At 69.0% G+C, this 20346-nt stretch carries 19 protein-coding genes and 1 pseudogene; 7 read left to right on the forward strand and 13 right to left on the reverse strand.

Features of this window, described 5'->3' with window-relative positions:
- Positions 1 to 49 precede the first annotated feature (49 nt).
- Both CFB47_RS29220 and CFB47_RS29225 read left to right on the forward strand, forming a co-directional pair.
- On the forward strand, positions 50 to 1435 hold the full coding sequence (locus tag CFB47_RS29220; RefSeq protein WP_089463078.1) for an FAD-containing oxidoreductase: 1386 nt from the start codon (positions 50 to 52) through the stop codon (positions 1433 to 1435).
- Positions 1436 to 1445: 10 nt separating this feature from the next.
- Positions 1446 to 1565, forward strand: a pseudogene (locus tag CFB47_RS29225) (zinc-binding dehydrogenase); the annotation flags it as partial.
- A 55-nt stretch (positions 1566 to 1620) separates the two neighbouring features.
- Here CFB47_RS29225 and CFB47_RS29230 read toward each other — a convergent pair.
- On the reverse strand, positions 1621 to 2514 hold the full coding sequence (locus tag CFB47_RS29230) for an SDR family oxidoreductase (protein ID WP_089463583.1): 894 nt from the start codon (positions 2512 to 2514) through the stop codon (positions 1621 to 1623).
- 95 nt (positions 2515 to 2609) lie between these two features.
- On the opposite strand from CFB47_RS29230, the gene CFB47_RS29235 reads away from it, so the two are divergent.
- The 3 genes from CFB47_RS29235 (at position 2610) to CFB47_RS29245 (ending at position 5805) form a co-directional block, all read left to right on the forward strand.
- Positions 2610 to 3467, forward strand: coding sequence for a helix-turn-helix transcriptional regulator (locus CFB47_RS29235; protein WP_089463079.1), 858 nt, complete (start codon positions 2610 to 2612; stop codon positions 3465 to 3467).
- A 195-nt stretch (positions 3468 to 3662) separates the two neighbouring features.
- Positions 3663 to 4892: a cyanate transporter gene (locus CFB47_RS29240; protein ID WP_089463080.1), complete on the forward strand. Its 1230-nt coding sequence runs from the start codon at positions 3663 to 3665 to the stop codon at positions 4890 to 4892.
- A 142-nt stretch (positions 4893 to 5034) separates the two neighbouring features.
- Complete coding sequence (locus CFB47_RS29245) at positions 5035 to 5805, forward strand: ABC transporter substrate-binding protein (RefSeq protein ID WP_089443156.1); 771 nt, start codon at positions 5035 to 5037, stop codon at positions 5803 to 5805.
- 78 nt (positions 5806 to 5883) lie between these two features.
- On the opposite strand, the gene CFB47_RS29250 is transcribed toward CFB47_RS29245, so the two are convergent.
- Positions 5884 to 6267 (reverse strand): hypothetical protein, encoded by a 384-nt coding sequence (locus CFB47_RS29250; RefSeq protein WP_039364182.1) that lies wholly within the window; start codon positions 6265 to 6267, stop codon positions 5884 to 5886.
- A 203-nt stretch (positions 6268 to 6470) separates the two neighbouring features.
- On the opposite strand from CFB47_RS29250, the gene CFB47_RS29255 reads away from it, so the two are divergent.
- The gene (locus tag CFB47_RS29255; protein ID WP_089463081.1) at positions 6471 to 6992 is read left to right on the forward strand and encodes a GNAT family N-acetyltransferase; all 522 of its coding nucleotides are present in this window, start codon (positions 6471 to 6473) and stop codon (positions 6990 to 6992) included.
- A 145-nt stretch (positions 6993 to 7137) separates the two neighbouring features.
- Here CFB47_RS29255 and CFB47_RS29260 read toward each other — a convergent pair whose 3' ends face one another.
- From CFB47_RS29260 to CFB47_RS29310, 11 genes are all read right to left on the reverse strand, one after another.
- Positions 7138 to 7602 carry an Ivy family C-type lysozyme inhibitor gene (locus tag CFB47_RS29260; RefSeq protein ID WP_089463082.1) on the reverse strand — a complete coding sequence of 155 codons (465 nt, stop codon included), beginning with the start codon at positions 7600 to 7602 and terminating at the stop codon, positions 7138 to 7140.
- 84 nt (positions 7603 to 7686) lie between these two features.
- Complete coding sequence (locus CFB47_RS29265) at positions 7687 to 9159, reverse strand: amidohydrolase family protein (RefSeq protein WP_089463083.1); 1473 nt, start codon at positions 9157 to 9159, stop codon at positions 7687 to 7689.
- A gap of 56 nt (positions 9160 to 9215) precedes the next feature.
- On the reverse strand, positions 9216 to 10694 hold the full coding sequence (locus CFB47_RS29270; protein WP_089463084.1) for a sodium:solute symporter: 1479 nt from the start codon (positions 10692 to 10694) through the stop codon (positions 9216 to 9218).
- Complete coding sequence (locus tag CFB47_RS29275) at positions 10691 to 10921, reverse strand: DUF3311 domain-containing protein (RefSeq protein ID WP_089463085.1); 231 nt, start codon at positions 10919 to 10921, stop codon at positions 10691 to 10693. Before CFB47_RS29275 ends, CFB47_RS29270 begins: the two co-directional genes overlap by 4 nt.
- Before the next feature lie 39 nt (positions 10922 to 10960).
- Positions 10961 to 12088, reverse strand: a complete 1128-nt coding sequence (locus tag CFB47_RS29280; protein WP_143330878.1) for a porin — start codon at positions 12086 to 12088, stop codon at positions 10961 to 10963.
- 387 nt (positions 12089 to 12475) lie between these two features.
- Entirely contained in the window at positions 12476 to 12859 is a 384-nt protein-coding gene (locus tag CFB47_RS29285) for a BON domain-containing protein (RefSeq protein ID WP_089463087.1), read from the reverse strand.
- Between the two features lie 39 nt (positions 12860 to 12898).
- On the reverse strand, positions 12899 to 13960 hold the full coding sequence (locus tag CFB47_RS29290) for a porin (RefSeq protein ID WP_089463088.1): 1062 nt from the start codon (positions 13958 to 13960) through the stop codon (positions 12899 to 12901).
- Between the two features lie 119 nt (positions 13961 to 14079).
- Complete coding sequence (locus CFB47_RS29295) at positions 14080 to 15378, reverse strand: MFS transporter (RefSeq protein ID WP_089463089.1); 1299 nt, start codon at positions 15376 to 15378, stop codon at positions 14080 to 14082.
- A gap of 44 nt (positions 15379 to 15422) precedes the next feature.
- Positions 15423 to 16574 (reverse strand): CaiB/BaiF CoA-transferase family protein, encoded by a 1152-nt coding sequence (locus tag CFB47_RS29300; protein WP_089463090.1) that lies wholly within the window; start codon positions 16572 to 16574, stop codon positions 15423 to 15425.
- Complete coding sequence (locus tag CFB47_RS29305; RefSeq protein ID WP_089457681.1) at positions 16571 to 17758, reverse strand: acyl-CoA dehydrogenase family protein; 1188 nt, start codon at positions 17756 to 17758, stop codon at positions 16571 to 16573. Before CFB47_RS29305 ends, CFB47_RS29300 begins: the two co-directional genes overlap by 4 nt.
- Before the next feature lie 11 nt (positions 17759 to 17769).
- Complete coding sequence (locus CFB47_RS29310) at positions 17770 to 19323, reverse strand: AMP-binding protein (protein WP_089463091.1); 1554 nt, start codon at positions 19321 to 19323, stop codon at positions 17770 to 17772.
- A 101-nt stretch (positions 19324 to 19424) separates the two neighbouring features.
- On the opposite strand from CFB47_RS29310, the gene CFB47_RS29315 reads away from it, so the two are divergent.
- The gene (locus CFB47_RS29315) at positions 19425 to 20315 is read left to right on the forward strand and encodes a LysR family transcriptional regulator (protein ID WP_089463092.1); all 891 of its coding nucleotides are present in this window, start codon (positions 19425 to 19427) and stop codon (positions 20313 to 20315) included.
- Positions 20316 to 20346: the final 31 nt, after the last annotated feature.

The raw sequence follows: 20346 nt of genomic DNA on the forward strand, positions 1-20346 counted from the left end.
GCGGCTCGCCCGCACGCGCTCCCTCGCTGCACCCGCACTGGAGGACGTCATGACGCAACACTTCGACGCGATCGTCATCGGCACCGGTCAAGCCGGGCCGCCACTCGCCGCGCGGCTGTCCGCCGCCGGGATGAAAGTCGCGATCATCGAGCGCGGCCGCTTCGGCGGCACCTGCGTGAACACCGGCTGCATCCCGACCAAGACGCTGATCGCGAGCGCGTACGCCGCGCACCTCGCGCGGCGCGCCGGCGAATACGGCGTGTCGGTCGGCGGCCCCGTCACCGTCGACATGCAAGCCGTGAAGGCGCGCAAGGACCAGATCTCCGGCCGCTCGAACCACGGCGTCGAGCAATGGGTGCGCGGCCTCGCGAACACCACCGTGTTTCAGGGTCACGCCCGCTTCGAGCAGGCCAACACGGTGCGCGTGGGCGACGACCTGCTCGAAGCGGAACGCATCTTCATCAACGTCGGCGGGCGCGCGCAGGTGCCGGCCATGCCCGGCCTCGACACGGTGCCGTACCTGACCAACTCGACGATGATGGACGTCGACTTCCTGCCCGAGCATCTCGTGATCGTCGGCGGCAGTTACATCGGGCTCGAATTCGGCCAGATGTATCGCCGCTTCGGGTCGAAGGTCACGATCGTCGAGAAAGGTGATCGCCTGATCCGGCGCGAGGACGAGGACGTGTCGCAGGCGGTGCGCGAGATTCTCGAAAACGAAGGGATCGACGTGCAGCTCGACGCGACCTGCCTGAGCGCACGGCGCAACGGCGACGGCAACGGCATCGCGGTCGGCCTCGACTGCGCGGGCGGCGGCCGCGAGGTCGCGGGCTCGCACCTGCTGCTCGCGGTCGGACGCGTGCCGAACACCGACGATCTCGGGCTCGACCGCGCGGGCGTCTCGACCGACGCGCGCGGCTATATCGAGGTCGACGAACAGCTGCGCACGAACGTGCCCGGCATCTGGGCGCTCGGCGACTGCAACGGGCGCGGCGCGTTCACGCACACCGCGTACAACGACTACGAGATCGTCGCGGCGAACCTGCTCGACAACGATCCACGCAAGGTGTCCGATCGCATCGCGGCGTACGCGCTGTACATCGATCCGCCGCTCGGCCGCGTCGGCATGACGCTCGCGCAAGCGAAGCAGACCGGCCGCCGGCTGCTCGTCGGCACGCGCCCGATGACGCGCGTGGGCCGCGCGGTGGAAAAAGGCGAGAGCCTGGGTTTCATGAAAGTGATCGTCGACGCGGACAGCCACGCGATCCTCGGTGCATCGATCCTCGGCGTGACGGGCGACGAAGTCGTGCACGGGATGCTCGACGTGATGGCCGCCCGCGCGCCGTACACGACGATCAGCCGTGCGATGCATATCCACCCGACCGTGGCGGAACTCGTGCCGACGTTGCTGCAGGATCTGCATCCGGTCGAATGACGGGTGGCGGGTGGCAGCCGGCGCGCTGAAGCCGCTGATCGATCGCACGTTCGCGTTCGACGACATCGTCGAAGCGCATCGCTACATGGAAGCCGGCGCGCAGGTCGGGAAGATCGTCGTCACGGTCTGAACGGTGCGAGGCGGGCGGGCCACTCGTCTGTCAACAGCAGCATGCCCGCCGCCGTTCAGCTTTCGAAATACCGCGGCCGGTCGATATCGGCCAGCAACCCCGGCTGCGTCGGCGCCCAGTCGAGCGACGCCCGCGTACGCTCGCTCGTAGCCGGCGCATCCATCCCCGCGAACATCGCGAACCAGCCGAAGTGTTCGCCGGCTTCCGCCGCCGTTTTCGCGACGACGGGCACGTTCAGCCGCCGGCCGATCACTTCCGCGATGTCCCTGAACCGCACGCCGGTATCGTCGACCGCGTGATAGCGCGCGCCGGCCGCGCCTCGCTCGATCGCGAGCCGGTACACACGTGCCGCGTCGAGCCGGTGCACGGCCGGCCAGCGGTTGTCGCCTTCGCCGATGTAGGCCGACGCGCCCTTCTCCCGCGCGAACGCGATCAGGCGCGGCACGAAAGCGTGATCGCCGTCGCCGTGCACGGACGGCGGCAGGCGCACGACCGACGCGTGCACGCCGCGCGCCGCCAGCGCGGCCGCGGTCGCTTCGGACGCCCGCGGGTAGGTCGACGACACCGGCACGGGCGGATCGTCCTCGGTTGCCGCGCGCCCGGGTGCGACGAGCGCGAGGCCCGACGTGACGACCAGCGGCCGCGCCGAGCCCGCGAGCGCCGCACCGATCGTCTCGATCGCGCGGCGATCGAGTTCGCAGTTCTGCGCGAAGCGCGAGAAGTCGTGATTGAATCCCGTGTGGATCACCGCATCGGCGGCTTCGGCGCCGCGCGTGAGGCTGTCGAGATCCTCCAGCGACCCGCGGTGGACCTCGGCGCCGGCCGCCGCGACCGACGACGCGGCCGCATCGGACCGCGCGAGGCCGAGCACCGAGTGCCCGGCAGCAATGAGTTCGGCCACGACGGCCGCGCCGACGAAGCCCGACGCTCCAGTAACAAAGACACGCATGTTCAACACCTCCGGATGGCAGGGAGGCTTACTATCTGTCGATCGCCGTGCACGGTGAAGCCGTGACGGTTTACCGGTAAACGAACTAACAGGCTATGGCTGACGCCCCCGACAACCTGCTCGGCGCATACCTTCGGGCCCGCCGCGAGAAACTCGACCCGGCCGCGCTCGGCCTGCCGGCCACGCGCCGCCGCACGCCGGGCCTGCGGCGCGAGGAAGTCGCCCAGCGTGCGCACGTGAGCACCGCGTGGTACACGTGGCTCGAGCAGGGGCGCGGCGGAGCGCCGTCGGCCGACGTGCTCGACCGGCTCGCCCGCGCGCTGCTGCTGAACGACGCCGAGCGCGAGCACCTGTTCCTGATCGGCGTCGGCCACCTGCCGGAAGTGCGCTATCACGCGGCCGACCATGTGTCGCCGCGCGTGCAGCACGTGCTCGATTCGCTCGATGCGAGCCCCGCGATCGTGCGCTCGGCGACGTGGGACGTCGTCGCGTGGAACGACGCGGCAGCCGCGACGCTGACCGACTACACGACGCTGTCGCCGCAACGGCGCAACATCCTGCGGCTCATCTTCGTCGATCCGCACGTGCGCGGCGTGCAGGCGAACTGGGAACGCGTCGCGCGGTTCGCGGTGGGCGCGTTTCGCGCCGACGTTGCGCGCGGCGGTGCGACGCAGGCCGTTCAGGCCTTCGTCGACGAGATGCGCGCGGCGAGCGCGGAGTTCGACGCGCTGTGGCGCGACCACGATGTCCGCTCGCACGAGGAAGGCACCAAGGAGATCCACCATCCTACGGTCGGGCGCATCGCGCTCGAATATTCGGCGTTCGCGGTAAACGGCCGGCCCGACCAGACGCTCGTGATCTTTACGCCGGAAACGGCGGCCGATCGCGCGCTCGTCCGGTCGCTGGTGGCCGCGCGCGCACAAGCGCTGGCCGAGCAGATGCCCGTGGCATGACGGCGCGCGTTTCATCTGATGAACGCGCCGTCGAACAGTCTCGCCGGCCACGGCCATCCCCCCCGTCGCCCCGCTCCGCCCCATCGCATTCCGCACTGATTCCCAGTCGAATATTTAATTTTCACCTGGCGTAGCGCGCGCTTACCCTTTCGGCATCGCATCACAGGGCCACCGGCCCTTCCCTGGAGCATTCCGATGTCCGACCCCGGCACCGCGCAAGCCGTCCCCCGCCCGCATGCGGCTTCCGTGTCCTATGGCGCGCTCGCGCTGCTGGTGCTGGCCGGCCTCAACCTGCGTCCGTTCCTGACCGCGTTCGGCCCCGTGCTCGACGTCGTGCGCGCCGACACGGGCCTCGGCTTTCGCGCGGCCGCGCTGCTGACCACGCTGCCGTTCGTGCTGATGGGTGTCGTCGCCGGAGTCGGCGTCGGGCTCGCGCGGCGCGTGGGCGAGCAGCGCGCGCTGAGCGTCGCGCTGGCGCTGATCGCGGCAGGCTGCACGGTGCGCCTGTGGACCGACGGCAGCGCCGGCCTGATCGGCACCGCGATCGTCGCGGGCGCCGGCGTCGCCGTGATCCAGGCGCTCGTGCCCGGCCTCGCGAAACGCTGGTTCGTCGACCGGCTGCCGCTCGCGATGGGCCTCTACTCGGCCGCGCTGGTCGGCGGCGGCGCGTTCGGCGCGGTCGCGAGCCCGTGGCTCGCCGCGCACGGCGGCTGGCATCTCGCGCTCGCCGTGTGGGCCGTACCGGCGCTCGTCACGCTCGCGCTGTGGCGGGCGAAGGCGCCGCGCGACGCCGTGCGCGCGACGGCCGTATCGGCTCCGCTCACCGCGTTCATCCGCATTCCGCGCGCGTGGCAACTCGCGCTGTTCTTCGGCCTCAGCAACAGCGGCTACGCCAGCCTCGTCGCGTGGCTGCCCGCGTTCTACCGCGGCATCGGCATGAGTCCGCAAGCGAGCGGCAACCTGCTCGCGTGGATGGCGCTGTTCCAGGCGAGCGGCGCGCTCGCGATGCCGATGCTCGCAAAACGTTCGCCCGACCGCCGCGCCGTACTGTGGCTCACGCTCGCGCTGCAGGCGGCCGGCTTCATCGGGTTCGCGACGCTGCCCGCGCTCGCGCCATGGCTCTGGGTCGCGAGCGTCGGCCTCGGTCTCGGCGGCTTCTTCTCGATGAGCCTGATCGTCACGCTCGACCACCTGCCCGATGCCCGGCTCGCCGGCGCGCTCGCCGCGTTCGTGCAGGGCATCGGCTTCCTGACCGTCGCGGCCAGCCCCTGGCTGATCGGCTGGCTGCGCGACGCGGGCGGCGGCTTCGCGATCGCGTGGTGGATGCATCTCGGCGTGATCGCCGCGATGGCCGCGCTGAATGCCGCGTTCGTGCCCGCCGGCTACCGGCACAGCATGGTGCGCATCACCCGCGCCGCCCGCTAACGCCCCCTTCGAATCCGGACGTTTCGCCGCCGCTGTCGGCGCAACGTCCAGCCGCCCGCGCATGGCCGGGCGCGGGCAGTCACGCCCGACGGCCGCTGGTTCGCTTCACGACAAACAACATCAATCGGTATTGGAGACAGACATGAAAAAGCTCGTTCTCGCCGTCGCGCTCGCGCTGACGGCCGGCGCCGCCGCCGCGAAAGACCCGGCAGTGCTGCGCCTCGGCGTCGACCCCAGCTATGCGCCGTTCGAATCGCTCGCGCCCGACGGCAAGCTCGTCGGCTTCGACATCGATCTCGGCAATGCGATCTGCGAACGGATGAAGGTGCGCTGCGTGTGGGTCGAGAACGCGTTCGACGGGATGATCCCCGCGCTGAAGGCGCGCAAGTTCGACGGCGTGCTGTCGTCGATGAGCGTGACCGAGAAGCGCCTCGCGCAGATCGCATTCACGGACAAGATCGACAACGTGCCGCCCCGGCTCGTCGCGCGGCGCGGCTCGAACCTGCAGCCGACGCCCGAATCGCTGCAGGGCAAGAGCGTCGGCGTCGAGCAGGGTTCGACGCAGGAAACCTATGCGCGCACGTACTGGGAGCCGAAGGGCGTGATCGTCCGCACGTACCAGACGCAGGATCTCGTCTACCAGGACCTGCTGTCGGGGCGGCTCGACGCGTCGCTGCAATCGTCGGTGCAGGCCGACCTCGGTTTCCTGAAAACCGCGAAGGGCGCGAACTTCGAATTCGCGGGGCCGCCGCTGCATGACCCGAAGACACTCGGTGTGGGTTCGGCGATCGGCGTGCGCAAGGATGACGACGCGCTGCGCACGCAGATCAACCAGGCGCTGGCGAGCCTGATCCAGGACGGGACGTACCAGCGGATCGCGAAGAAGTATTTCTCGTTCGACATCTACAACTGACGGGAACGAACGGGCAACGCGAAGCGGTGTCACGCACGCATGCGCGACACCGCTGGTTCGTTGACCGAATGATTTCGACTACGCCGCTCGCTGCAACAGGTCGGTAGCGAACGACTTCGCGTGCGCGACGGCTTCCTGCGCGTCGCCGAACACACCGAGTTCATCCCAGTGTTCTTCGGCCGCGTACGTTCCCTTCACGGCGAGCGCCCGCTGAACGCTCAACTGCGCGGCGTATTTGCCGTCCTGCAACGGCCGGGCCGTCGCCACCACCTTGTGCGGCGGGCTGGCGCGCTCCGGCTGAACCAGTTCGACGGCGCCGCCGGCCACGTCGACATACATCAACTCGTTCCGGGTGTTGCAGTCCGGGCAGTAGAAACACCACCCGGAGTCCTCTTGATGGGGCCTGACCTGCCCGCGAGCCAGCACGGCGCGGCATGCAACGTTTTCGCAGATGAACGGCATGGCAGTCTCCGAAGTTGTTTGTCGGAAATCCTAGCATGTCCGTCGGCGGTCAACCACCGGCATCGGCACGATCGCCTTGCGGTCGATCAGGTTCGGGCTCACACGCCCTTGATACGGCTTACACGCAGATCGACCGGGCGCTCGCAAGCCGCTCGTCAGCCGGGATAAACTGTCGGCCCGATCCACGAACCCAACCATCCTCCATGTTGATCCGCGTTGCTACGCCGTCCGATGCCATCCCGCTCGCCGAACTGAAGCGCGACACGTTTCGCGAAACCTTTCTGCAAGACGGATTCAATATCGACTACCCGCCGCACGATCTGGCTGCGTACGAAACCCAGACCTACTCGGTGGAAACGGTCACGGGCCAGCTCAACGATCCCCAGTGCCGCACGTGGGTCGCCGAAAGCGACGACGGCCGGCTGGTAGGGTATGCGCACGCGGGGCCGTGCAAGCTCCCGCACCCGGAGGTTGCCGACGGTGCCGGGGAGATCCATCAGATCTACCTTCGGCGCGGCACGCAAGGAACCGGTGCCGGGCGCGCGTTGTTCGACTCCGCACTGGACTATCTGGCCACGGAACGCCCCGGCCCGGTGTGGCTTGGCGTGTGGTCCGGCAACGCGAAGGCCATTGCCTTCTACGAGAAAGCCGGGTTCAAGCGCGTGGGCACGTACGATTTCAAGGTCGGGGAGGCGACCGACCTGGAGTTCATCTACCGTCGTTGACCTTCGCAGCGGCATGCCGACCAAGCCGCACCTGAGAAAGAAAAGGGGCGTCGCGTAGGATCGCGCGACGCCCCTGCTTCACTTCGGCCGCCCCGTTCGTGCAGCGACGGCGATTGATGCATGACTGGCCGTCAATCGGCCGGCATCACTTGTAATTGAACGCGTCCGGATGGTTCTCGAGGCTGCCCGTCAGCGCCGCATACAGAATCGTCCGTCCGTCGATCGATTCGCTACCGCCGCCGATATTGAGCCACGTCAGCTTCTCGGCGCCCCCCTTCGGGCTTGCGACGGACAGCACACCGTACATCACCTTTTTCTGCGGGTCGTACAGCACCGCGACGCGCTCCGTCCCGCAGTTGTGCGGCTTGCAGGCCGTCATCACGTAGACGTCGTGCCCGCCGAACACGACGGTGGTTGCCGGAGATTCGGTGCCGTTCGTCACCCATGCCGGCACCGTGTGACCTTTCTTCATCGCGGCGAATGCATCGCTCGCCGCGCGATCGCCGGGGATCGCGCTCATCGTCCAGGTTTTCGTCGGCGCGGGGCCCGCGGCCCATGCGGCCTGGGCGAGGATCAGTGCGGCAGCGGCAAGAGGCATCCTGACGTTCATTTATCCATACTCCTATCGATGTGACGATTCCTTAGTCGCCACAAAACCGACAAGAGTTCGTCCCGTCATGTCAATTTTTGTCAGTCAATAGCGGCTGCGCCCCCACAGCGTCTTCGGCTCGTCGAGCAGGTGACGCAACCCGCTGCGCTCGATCGTGAGTGCCGCGACTTCGTTCACCCGTTCGAGAATCGCCTCCTCATCGACCGACAACGCGCGCCGATCCTCCATCAGCACGCGTCCGCCGACCATCGTCATGCACACGTCGGCGGCGTTCGCGAAGCACGTCACGCGATACACCGGCATGTTCATCGGCATCATGTGCGGCCGGAACAGGTCGACGAGGATGATGTCGGCAAGCTTGCCGGCTTCGAGCGAACCGACTTCGTGATCGACCGACAGCGCCTTCGCCGCGTCGATCGTCACCATCTCCAGCACCTTGCCGTGCGGCAGCACGTCCGGGTCGCGGAAATGTCGGCGGTGGTAATGCATGCACTGCCACATGTGGCGGAACATGTCGTAGCCGCGATCGGGCGCCGCGCCGTCCGACGCGATCGCCACCGTCACGCCCGCATCGATCAGCTCGGGCACCGGGCAGCGCCCGATGATCGACATGATCGCGCTCGGGTTGTGGACGATCGCGGTGCCCGTCTCGACACATGCCGCGATGTCGTCGTCGGTCAGGTCGATGCTGTGCGACATGAACGACGTCGGGCCGAGCAAGCCCAGCTCGCGGTGCGCGAACGCGAGCGTGCCCGCGCGGTGGCCGTCCTGGGTGAACGTCAGCCCGCGCTCGCGCGCCAGCGCGCCGTAACGCGCGGCCTGGTCGCGGAAGTCGCGTTCGTACCGCGCGAGTTCGGGGTCGTGCTCGGGCCCGTACACGGGCAGCGTGAGCGCGATGCGGATCCGGCCGTCGGCATCGCCGTGGCATTCGTCGATGATGCTTTGGCACACCGCGTACATCGTGTCGAAGTCGATGTCGCGCGTGTCGCTGCCGTCCGGCGTGTGGCGCGTGTAAGCACGCGGCGCGGGCGGCCGCGACGGGCCGACCGCGACGATCGAGCGCGTACCGGTGCGCACGACCGCATCGCAATGACGTCGTGCATAGACCGGATCGTCGACGCGCATGATCGAGTTGCCGCCGCCGAGCAGCGACACGCCCGTCGTCACGCCGGCCTTCAGCCGCTCGAGCGCGGCCAGGTGCGATTCGGTCTCCCAGAACGCCTCGTCGGACGCACGCGTGTAGATCGTCTCGGCCGCGGCCGACCATGCATCGCCGTCCGCGCCGCCGATCGTGCGCAGCATCGCGTGGCCCGCATGCGCATGCGCATCGATCAGGCCCGGCAGCACGGCCTTGCGGCGCGCGTCGATCGTGCGTGCGGCGCGGTAGCGGGCCTGCAGTTCATCGGTGCCGCCCACGGCAACGATCCGATCGCCCTTCACGGCGACCGCGCCATGCTCGATCACGCGCCGCTGCGGGTCCATCGTGATCACGCAGCCGTTCGCGATCAGCGTGTCGATCGCTTCGCGGTTGTCCGCCTGGTTGTCCTCGGTCGTCATCGCATAGTGTCCTGTTGTCGTTCGATTGATTTCACTGCCGCCCAGCCGTCCAGTCGTCACGCGGAACCGACCGGCGCAGCAACCCGCGCCTTCAGCCTGCGCTGCCCCGCGCTGATCACGATGAACACCACCGCATTCACCGCGAGCGCGACGAGCCCGGGGTTGATCGACGTCAGCGTGTTCGGCACGCGCGGGAACAGCGACGCGAGCGTCACGCCATAGGTGTTCGTCATCGCGATCACGATCGCGCCGGCGGCGATCCCCGCGAACGCGCCTTCGCGCGTGCCGAACGGCCGCTTCAGGAAGCTCGATGCGAGCATCGGCACGAGTTGCGTGAGCAGGCTCGACGAGAAGATCGCGAGCGTGACGAACGTCGCGCCGCCGCGCAGCACGAAGTAGACGACCACCAGCGTGAAGATCGGCAGCGCGATCCGCGCGACGCGCGTCACCTCGCGGTCGGTCGCGTTCGGCGCGAAACCTTCGCGGTAGATGTTGCGCGCGATCGTTGTCGACGCGTTCAGCATGATCAGCGAACCCGGCACCAGCGCGGTCAGCAGGCCCGTGCCGCCGACGATGCCGACGAACCATGCAGGAAACGTCTGCTTCACGAGCCGCAGCAGCGCGAGATCGGCCTGCGCGCCTTCGAGCCCGTGCACGGTCATCACGGCCGCGAAGCCGACGAGGAACAGGAACGCGATCAGCACCTGGTACAGCGGCATCAGGATCACGTTGCGGCGCAGCGCGCGCTCGTCCTTCGCGACGTAGATCGCGGTGAAGCCGTGCGGATACAGGTAGTAGCCGAGCGACGTGAGCAGGATCGTCGAGTTGTACCAGCTCAGGTTGAAACCGTGCTCGGGCATGCGCAGCAGTTCGGGATGCGCGGCATCGAGCTTCGCGAACATCGCGCCGAGGCCGCCGTAGTAATGCATCGGCAGGTACAGCCCGAGGAAGATCGCGATCGCGAGGATCAGCACGTCCTTGAAGATCGCGATGCTCGCCGAGCCGTGGATGCCCGACACGACCATGTACACGGCCATCAGCGTCGCGGCGATCCAGATCGCGGCCGCTTGCGGAATCAGCCCGTACGACATCTCCGACACGATCACGCCGAGCCCGCGCAACTGGATCATCAGCAGCGACACCATCGCGAACACCGCGACGACCGACACCAGCACGCCGATCGCGCGGCTGTCGTACTTCGCCGCGAAGTAGTCGGCGAACGACACGAGCCCGCGCGCCGTCGCGTAACGCCAGATCGCCGGCAGCATCCAGTAGCCGATCACGAACGCGAGGCAGCCGTACGACAGGATGTAGAACGCGGGCACGCCCTTGCTGTAGGTCCAGCCGCTCGCGCCGAGGAACGAGAACGTCGAGAACGCCTCGCCGGCCATCAGCAGGAACGTGAGCAGCGAGCCGAAGCCGCGCCCGCCGACCGCCCACTGCTCGAGCGTAAGCTTGCGGCCGCGGCGCGCCATCACGCCGATCGCGAGCGCGAACACGGCGAACGCCGCGATGATGAGGATCGAAGCGTTCATCGCACGTCTCCCGGGCGGCCGGCGCGGGCCGCGGCGCGTTCATCGCGTTCATCGCGTTCATCGAGACGGAACAGGATCGCGAGGATCGCGGCGGTGGCCGCCATCCAGACCAGGTTCCAGACGAGCAGGAACGGCAGCCCGAACAGCAGCGGCCGCACCTCGGCGAGCGAGCCGCCCGCATACATCCCGACGAACGGCAACGCCGCCAGCAACAGTTTGAGTTTCATGAGTGCCTCCTCCGGAAGACGCGCGTATGCGTCAGAACATCAGAACTTCTGGCGGATGCCGACCACCACCGCCACCTGCGACGTCGTCGACGACGCGCTGTCGGTGCCGTCGATCCACGCCCGGCCGACACCCGACGACGCCTTCTGGTAGAAGCCGTTCACGTACACGTCGGTGCGCTTGGACAGCAGGTATTGCACGCCGGCCGATACCTGGTGGTAGTGGCCGCTGTCGCTGGCGCGCGCGACCTGCGTATAGGTGTAGCCGGCCGCGGCCATCAGCGCCGGCGTGATCAGGTAGCGCAGGCTGCCTTCGTAGTTGTTGAAGCGCAGCGCACCGCCCGTCGCCTGCCCGAAGTTCGAGCCCGTGTACAGCAGGCCGAGCGTGGCCGGCCCGATCGCGTAGCTGCCGCCCGCGCCCCAGATCTGCTGGCGGATCGCGTTCCCGAGGCTCGCGCCGAACACCGATGCCGACGCCGGATAGTAGTTGTCCGAAGCAACGGCGCCGCTCGTGCTGACCGCCGGATGGTTCACGCGCGCATACGCGGCGCCCGCGTTGAGCGGCCCGTTCACGTACGTGACGCCCGCGCTCCAGCTGTTGTCGTTCGCGAAGCCGGTCGAGTTGGAGAAGCCGTACACGAGGTTCGCCTGCAGGCCCGCGATCGTCGGCGACACATACTTCACCGCGTTGTTGGTGCGGAACGTGTTGTTGATGTCGTCGTTGTCGAACGGGTGCGTCGAGTACTGCGCGAGGAAGCTGCTCATCTGCAGCGAGCCGAGGATGTCCTGCGTCGAGTTGTACTGGCGGCCGAGCGTCACCGCGCCCCAGTTCGCGCCGCTCAGGCCGACCCACGCAGACCGCCCGAACATCCGGCCGCCCTGCCCGAGCGCGCCGTTCGCGACGTTGAAGCCGTTTTCGAGACGGAAGTTCGCCTTCAGGCCGCCGCCGAGATCCTCGGTGCCGATCAAGCCCCAGCGCGGGCCCGATTCGTTGCCGCCGGTGAATTGCCACAATGCGTGGCCCTTCGCGTTGTTCGTGTAGGTCACGCCCGCGTCGACGATCCCGTACAGCGTCACCGTCGACTGCGCGTGCGCGGCGCCGGCAAACAGCATGACCACCGCCGCGCCCACGCCTGCGGCGCCCGCCTTCCCACCTTTGATTCTCACCATCTCCGTCTTCTCCGCTCCAAACCTGTTCATCGATGTGTTGTGTTTTTTTTGAGCCCGCCCATACGCGCCGATCGGGTTGTATAGACAGTCGCTGGATGGTATCCAGCCGCAATCACATCAAGAAATGAAATGTTCAACTGAGCGGCAGTTGAAAATCGAATGACGAGGAAACGAGCGGGGACGGCGCGCCGCTGCAAGACAAACGAAAGCGTGCGTGTCCGCTGGACATGGCGCGCTTTACTCAGACATGAATGGCTTGCGTAAGCAAGCTGACGAAACGGCGACGCGTGATGCGCCTATGCGGTTTTCCCGGATAGCCCGTGCGATGCGCGCAACGGCATGCGCTCGGGCACCGACCGCTCGGGCCGTGAGCCCGAGCCGTACGCGTCACAACGGCTGGCTGTCGATCCGTAACTGGTTCACGACCGACACGACGCCGTCGACGCCCCGCGCCGCCTCGGCCGCCAGCGCAGCCTGGCCCGTGTCGGACACCGACCCGGCGAGCGTCACGACACCGTCTCGCACGCGCACGAGCACGCGCGTCGCATTCAGCCCCTGCGTGCGGGCCAGTGCCGCGCTCACGCGCCGCATCAGCTTGCGGTCGGCCGCCTTGCGCTGCTTGACGACCGATGCCGCCGGCGCGGCAGTGGCAACCGGCGCGGATGACGGCCCGGCTGGCGCGTCCGATTGCGCCAACGCTGGCGTCAGGGCGGTACAGCACGCTGCGATCGCCAGCATGTTGCACGCAACGGACTTCTTCAGGATGTTCATAAGGATTCCTCTTTTCATAGAATGAGAAAGACGCCGCGTTCAGAAGCGCGTCATCATCCCGAGCGTCGCGCCGGTCGTCGCACTCGCGCCTGGCCGCAAACCCAACGCGGCGCGCGTCACGGGGTCGCGCATATAAGCGCCCGTCATGCCGTTGCGATCGAGTTCGACATACAGCTCTGTGCGCTTCGACAGGAAGTACTCGGCGACCGCGTAGACCGTCAGCTTGTTGCCGTCCGCGCCCGGGACATTGCCGATGCGGCGTGCGATGTCGTAGAAGCCGGCTGCGGAAAACTGCAACCGCGGCGTCGGCTGCACGAGCAGCGCGAGCGACGGGATATCATCGTGTCGCGTCGGCGCGCCGGCGCGTTGTGCGGTCACGGCCAGCGACGCGTAGCTGGCATACAGGCGCGCGGGCCCGAACTGCAGCGTGCCGCCCGTCTGGATCGTCTGCGCGGATTGCGTGCCGTCGGCACTGTACGTCTTCGAATAGGACGCGCCGCCCATCACGTTCGCGAACGAGTACATTGCCGCCGCCGAGAAATTCGTGCCGGCACGCGTGTTGCCCGCGACGCCGCCCGGCGAATAGCTCGCGCCGAACCGCAGGCCGCCCGCCTGGCCGAGATACTTGATCGTGTTGTTGAAGCGCGAGTCGAGCGTGAAGAAATTGCCCACGAACTGCACGCCCGGCTCCACTGTCAGCGATTGCCCGCGCCCGCCGAGCGGATCGAGCGCGATGCCGAGATCCTCGGCCGCATTGAACTGGCGGCCGAACGTGAATCGCCCGAACGCGCCCGACACGCCGACATAGGCGGCCTGCGAGAACAGCGTGCCCGGCGTCTTCAACGCGCCGGTGCCGGTGTTGTACGCACCGTCGAGCACGAACAGCGCGGTCGTGCCGCCGCCCAGATCCTCCTTGCCGCGTATCCCGAACTCGTTGCCGGCAATGATGTTGGTGCCGTTGAAGCCCACCTGGCTGCCGCCCTGTTGCCCGTTGACCCATCGCACGCCGCCGCCGACCTGGCCGAACAGCGTCACGCTCGACTGCGCATGCGCGCTCCCCCACAGCGCGCCGATCAGCGCCGCCGCGACCATCTTCTTCATGTCTCCTCCTGCCGCGTCATCGCGCGGCGTGTCGTGGTACTGCTCCCGTCGAAAGGCGCCGCGGCCCGACTGGCAGGCCGTACGCCGAATGCGATGCAATGCGATGTGCGCGGCAAGCGCTAGCGGCCGCACGCGCCGACCGTCGGCGCGGCACGCTCCGTGTCGCCCGCGAGGCGCCGCAGCGACCGCTGCGGATCGAGGCACCAGGCGGCGAATACGCCGCAGGCGATCAGCACGACGCCGCACACGACGCTCGCCTGTTCGAAGCCGCGCGCGACCGACGCGCCGCTCGCCTCGATCAGCATCCCGGTGACGACCGGCGCGCCGAGGCCCGCGAGCGATGCGAAGCCGTTGCTGAGCGCGAGCACGCCGCCGCGCTGGGCATCCGGCGTCACCTCGGCGAGCATCGCGGGGCCGATCGAGTACATCGTCAGCGTGAGGCCGCTGCCGAGCGTCAGCAGCACGAGCTTCGCCGCGCGCGGCAGCTCCGGCACCGGCAGCATGGCCAGCATCGCGCCGGCGATCGCGAGCGTGACCGCGATGAACGTGCCGCGCCCGTGGCGTGACGGCATGCCGCGCGCGAGCAAGGTTTGCGACAGCCAGGCCAGCGCGAGACTGAGCGGCGACGTGACCGCGACGAACAGCGCGAACATGCGCCCCGCCTCGTGCGGCCCGAAGCCGAGCCCGAGCTGCAGGTAGGTCGGCATCCACGTGAGCGTCATCGCGAGAATCCAGTTCGCCGCGAAGTGGCCGAGGAAGTTGCCGAGCACCGTGCGGTCGGTGAGCAGCCGCCCGTACGGCACGCGTTCGCCGCCGGCCGCGCGCGGGCCGCGCGACAGCGTGCCCTCCTCGCCGAGCACCGCCCACGCGATGCACCACACGGCCCCGAGCACCGCCAGCACCGCGAAGTTCGCGCGCCAGCCCCAGTGCGACGTGACGACCGGAATCGCGAGCCCCGCGATCAGCAGGCCGGTCGCGCTGCCCTGGTGCAGCAGCGCGACCGGGAGATTGCGCCGTGTATCGGGAAACCATTTGTAGATCGCGTGCGTCGCGACCGGCGATGCGGGCCCTTCGCCGATGCCGAGCAGCACGCGGCACGCGATGACGACCCAGATCGAGCTCGCGGCGAGCATCGGCAGTTGCAGCAGCGCCCATGCGGCCGCCATCGCGAACAGCAGCCATTTCGCGGGCCAGCGGTTCGCGGCGATACCGCCCGCGACCGCCGCGACCGCGAACAGCCAGTTGAGGCTGCCGCCGATCACGCCGAACTGCGTCGGGCTCAGATGCAGGTCGCGCATCATCGGCACCGACACGAGGCCGAGCACGACCTTGTCGAGAAAATTCACCAGCATCATCAGCGCGAGCATCGTCGCGATGGACCACGCCCGTCCGGGGCGGTACTGCGCACCATTCGTCATGGCTGTCTCCTGTGTATTTATCGTCGGCGGCCGATGGCGTCGCGCTATCCGCCGCCGTGCTCGCCGGGCGCCGGCACCCGGTCGTCACCGTCCGGCAGGCCGAGCGAGAACTTCACCGGGAAGCGCACCGCGAGCGACCGGTCGGCCGCCACCTCGCGGGCGACGCCGCGCTCGCGCACGTGCGGATCGTCGAACACCGCGCTCGCGTCGGGCACGCGCGACACCGGCAGCCCGAGCGTGCCGAGCACGCGCATCCAGTCGTCCTGCGTGCGCGTCGCGAAGATCGCGCGCAACAGCGCACCCAGCGCGTGCCGATGCTGCTGCCGGCCCGCGCGTTGCGCGAAGCGCGGTTCGCGCAGCGCCGGATACGCGTCGCCGAGCGCATCGGCGAACACGGCCCAGAACTTGTCCTCGAGCGTCGCGAGCACGATGTGCCGGCCGTCGGCGGTCTCGAACAGGTCGTTGTCGGGCATCACCCAGCGCGCCGTGTCGGGCGTATCGCGGCCGGTGCGCAGCGCCCACGCGGCCGGTGCGGTCCACGCGAAGATCGCGTCGTGGATCGACACGTCGAGATGCTGGCCGCGCCCGCTCGTGCGGGCGCTCATCACGGCCACCGCCAGCGCGAGCGCGGCGTGCAACGCGGCCGCGTGGTCGGCCAGCCGCACGCGCGGCCGCGCGACGGTGTCATGCAGCTGCGCGGGCACCGACCAGTAACCGGCGTCGGCCAGGAAGTTCAGGTCGTGGCCGGGACGGTTCGCATACGGGCCGTGCTGCCCATAGCCGGTGATCGAGCACAGCACGATGCGCGGGTTCGCGTGCGCCAGCACGTCGTAGCCGAGCCCGAGCCGCGCCATCACGCCGGGCCGGTTGCCTTCGACCACCGCATCGGCGTCGCGCACGAGATCGAGAAAGCGTGCGCGGCCGTCGGACGTCTTCAGGTCGAGCACGATCGAGCGCTTGCCGCGGTTGAACTGCGCGAACGTGTCGGCGCCGAACTGCCGCAACGCGTCGCCGCCCGGCGGCTCGACCTTGATCACGTCCGCGCCGAGCTGGCGCAGCAACGCGCACGCATGCGGCCCGGGCAGCAGCTGCCCGGCATCGACGATCCGCACGCCGCGCAGGCACGACCAGGCCGGCGCGTCGCCGTCACCATCGGCGGCAGGCCACGCGCCACGTGCGTCGTCGCGGGCCGTCATGCAGCGCCTCCCGCGCCGGCCGGCTCGAGAATCGCCTTCGCGATCGTGTTGCGCTGGATCTCGCTGGTGCCCGTCAGGATCCGGAACATCCGCAGCTTGCGGAACGTCTGCTCGACCGGATGGCCGCGCGTGACGCCGACGTTGCCGTGGATCTGCACGGCCTTGTCCGCGACCTCGAAGCAGCGCTCCGACACGTAGAGCTTGCAGGCGGCGGCCGTCATCCGCAGGTCGGCGCCTGCATCGGCGAGCGCGGCCGTATGCGCGATCATGCTTTCGCATGCCCACAGCGCGGCGGCCATGTCGGCGAGCATGTGCTGGATGGCCTGGAACCGCGCGATCGGGCCGCCGAACTGCCGGCGCGTGCGTGCGTAGTCGAGCGACGCCCGGTACGCCGACATCGCGAGGCCGAGCATCGTCGGGCAATGCAGCAGCCGGTTCACGTTGATGCGCGACATGCCGAGCCGGAAGCCGTTGCCGAGCCCACCGAACACGTTCTCGCGCGGCACGCGCACGTCGACGAAGCGGAGGTCCGCATCGATGTGCTGGCCGGACATCGGCACGTACTCGTGCTCCACGCTCACGCCGGGCAGGTCGAGATCGACCAGCACGGCCGTGATCTGCGGCGGCGTCGCGGACGCATCGGTCACGCACATTACGATCGCGAAATCGGCGAACGGCGCGCCGCTGATGTAGTGCTTCGTGCCGTTGATCACGAGCGCATCGCCGTCCTCGACCGCCGTGGTGCGGATGCTCATCGCGTCCGAGCCCGAGTGCGGTTCGGTCAGCGCGAAGCACGTCGATTTCTCGCCGCGCATCACCGGCTTGAAATAACGATCGAGCTGCGCGGGCGTCGCGTACTTCAGCATGTTGCCGACGCGCGGCGGCCCGCCGAGTTCGCCGAGCACGTGCGGCGCGAGCGCCGCGCCGCTCGCGGCGAGGTCGGCCTTCAGCGCGCACACCTCGGCGATCGACAGCCCCTGCCCGCCGATCTCGACGGGCAGGCTCGCCGTATAGAAGCCGAGCGCGGCGGAGCGTTGCCAGACGCGGCGCAGCACGTCGCGCGGCCACACGTCTTCCGAGTCGAGCCGCAGTTCGCGCTCGATCGGGCGCAGTTCGTCGTCGACGAAGCGCAGCACGGCCGCACGCAGCGCGACGAATTCAGGGCGTTGCAGATGATCGAACATGGCGGATTCCTTCAGTTGACGCGGCGCGTGACACCGCGCCAGTACGGCTCGCGCACGAGCTTGCGGGCGATCTTGCCGTTCGCGTTCTTCGGCAGCTCGGCGACGAAATCGATGGAGCGCGGCAGCTTGTAGTCGGCCAGCTGCGCGCGGCAGTGCGCGACGAGATCGTCCGCCTGCGCATCACGGCCGGCGCGCAGCACGACCACGGCCTTCACGGCCTCGCCCCACTTGTCGTCGGGCACGCCGACCACGCAGGCCTCGAGCACGCCTTCGTGCCGGTACAGCGCCGCTTCGACTTCGGTCGGATACACGTTGAAGCCGCCCGAGATGATCATGTCGTGCTTGCGGTCGACCAGATAGATGAAGCCGTCGCGATCGGTGCGCGCGAGGTCGCCCGTGTGCAGCCATCCGTCGACCAGCACCTCGCGCGTCAGCTCCGGCGCATTCCAGTAGCCCTGGAACACGTCCGCGCCGCGAATCACGATCTCGCCGATCGCGTCGCCTTCGACTTCGCGCCCGTCGGCATCGACCACCCGCACCTCGGTTTCGCCGAGCGGCCGGCCGCACGATCCAAGCCGCTCGCGATCGTGCAGCAGCGCGTGCGCGTGGTCGGCGATGCCGAGCCGCGTGACGCCCGACGTCGATTCGCTCGCGCCGTAGCCTTGCGACAGCACGGGGCCGATGCGCGCCCAGGCTTCCTCGATGCGCGCCGGCGCCATCGGCGCCGCGCCGTAGCCGAGCACCTTCAGGCTGCGCAGGTCGGCCTGCGGGAGCTCCGGCGCGTTCAGCAGCATATTGACCATCGCCGGCACCATGAACGTGTGCGTGATGCGCTGGCGCGCGACCTCGGCGAGGAAATGCGCGGGCTCGAACGCGTCGAACAGCACGAGCGTCGCGCCGCAGAACAGGTAGGGCTGCATCAGCATCCCGGACGCATGCGTGATCGGGCCGATCAGCGCGAGCCGATCGCCGGGCTGCGCGGGGCGATCCATCCCCAGCACGATCTTGCGCAGCGACGCGAGGCGGTTGCCGTAGCTCTGCATCGCGGCCTTGATGCGCCCCGTCGAGCCGGACGAGAAATGCAGCACGGCGAGGTCGTCCTGCGCCGGCAGATAGTCGGGCGGCGTATCGCTGCCCTTCGCGACCAGCGTGTCGTAGTCGAGATAGCCGGCCACCGCGCCGCCGATCGACACGAACCGCTCGACCGACGAAAAGCCCGGCGAATCGGGTGTGTAATCGGTGTAGCCGCGCCCGCCGATGAATGCGGCGGGCGCGCAGTTGCCGACGACGTCGGCCGCCTCGGCCGCCGTGAAGCGCGGATTCAGCGCGGCTTTCACGAGGCCGGCCTTGTACAGCGCGCATTCGATCTCGACGAGCTCGATGCAGTTGCGCGCCTGCACGGCGATGCGGGTGCCGGGGGCGAAGCCGAGGCCGCGTAGCGCATTCGCGAGCCGTGTCGAGCGCTCGTCGAGCTGGCGGTACGTGACGGCGCGGTCGCGGTGGATCACGGCGGGCTGGCTGCCCCAGTAGCGGGCCGCGCGCCGCAGGAAGTAGGCGAAGCTCAAAACGATTCTCCTGGTCGAACAGTGCCGCCAGTCTGTAAGATGCCCAGGCATCACCACAATGCATCACCGGATATAAAGTCATAACCGACAGGAATCCCCCGATGGACACGCGCGATCTGGAGTACCTGCTGGCCGTCGAGCGGCACGGCAGCATCGGCAAGGCCGCCGAGGCGCTGGGGCTGTCACAGCCGGCGCTCACGAAAGCCGTGCAGCGGCTGGAGGCGCAGGTCGGCGTGACGCTGTTCGAGCGCACCGCGAACGGGATGACGCCGACGCCGGCCGGCGCCCGCTTCGTCGCGCGCGCGCAGCGGATCGCGCTCGAGTTCGACGACGCGATGCAGGAGATGCGTGCGATCCGCGGCGGCGAGCAGGGCGTGGTGCGGATCGGCTACTCGCCGACCGTGCCCAATGCGTTCGTGCTCGGTGCGTGCCGGCAGCTGATCCGCGAGCGGCCGGCCGCGCGGCTGCGGCTGCGCTGCCGGCTCGCGCGCGAACTGCTCGACCTGCTCGCGGCCGGCGAGCTCGACCTCGTCGTCGCGCCCGAACCGCAGCAGCCGGACGCCGGCCTCGACACCATCGCGCTGTTCGACGACCGGCTGACGGTACTCGCCGACGCCGCGCACCCGCTGCAGCGCAAGCGCGGGCTCACGCTCGCGGATCTCGCCGATCAGGAGTGGCTGCTGCCGGAAGCGACGCTTCCCGTGCGGCACCGGATCGACGACGCGTTCCGCGCACGCGGCCTGCCCGCGCCGCGCCTGCGCATCGAGACGGACTTCGGCAATACGTCGCTGCTGCAGTTGTTGCGCGGTACGCCGCTGCTGTGTGTCGGCGGCGCGGATGCGCTCGATCAGGTCACCGGGTTGCGCGCGCTCGACCTGCGGGCCGGCGAGCTCGACCTCGACCGCCGCATCGGCGCGATGCACCGGGCAGGCGCGTACGTGCCGCCGCTGGCGCAGCGGATGATCGCGCTGCTGCGGGAAAGCGTAGGGTAGGCGCGGGGACGCGCCGCGACCATCATCAGCG

The sequence above is a fragment of the Burkholderia sp. AU27893 genome (assembly GCF_002223205.1).
Classification (GTDB): domain Bacteria; phylum Pseudomonadota; class Gammaproteobacteria; order Burkholderiales; family Burkholderiaceae; genus Burkholderia.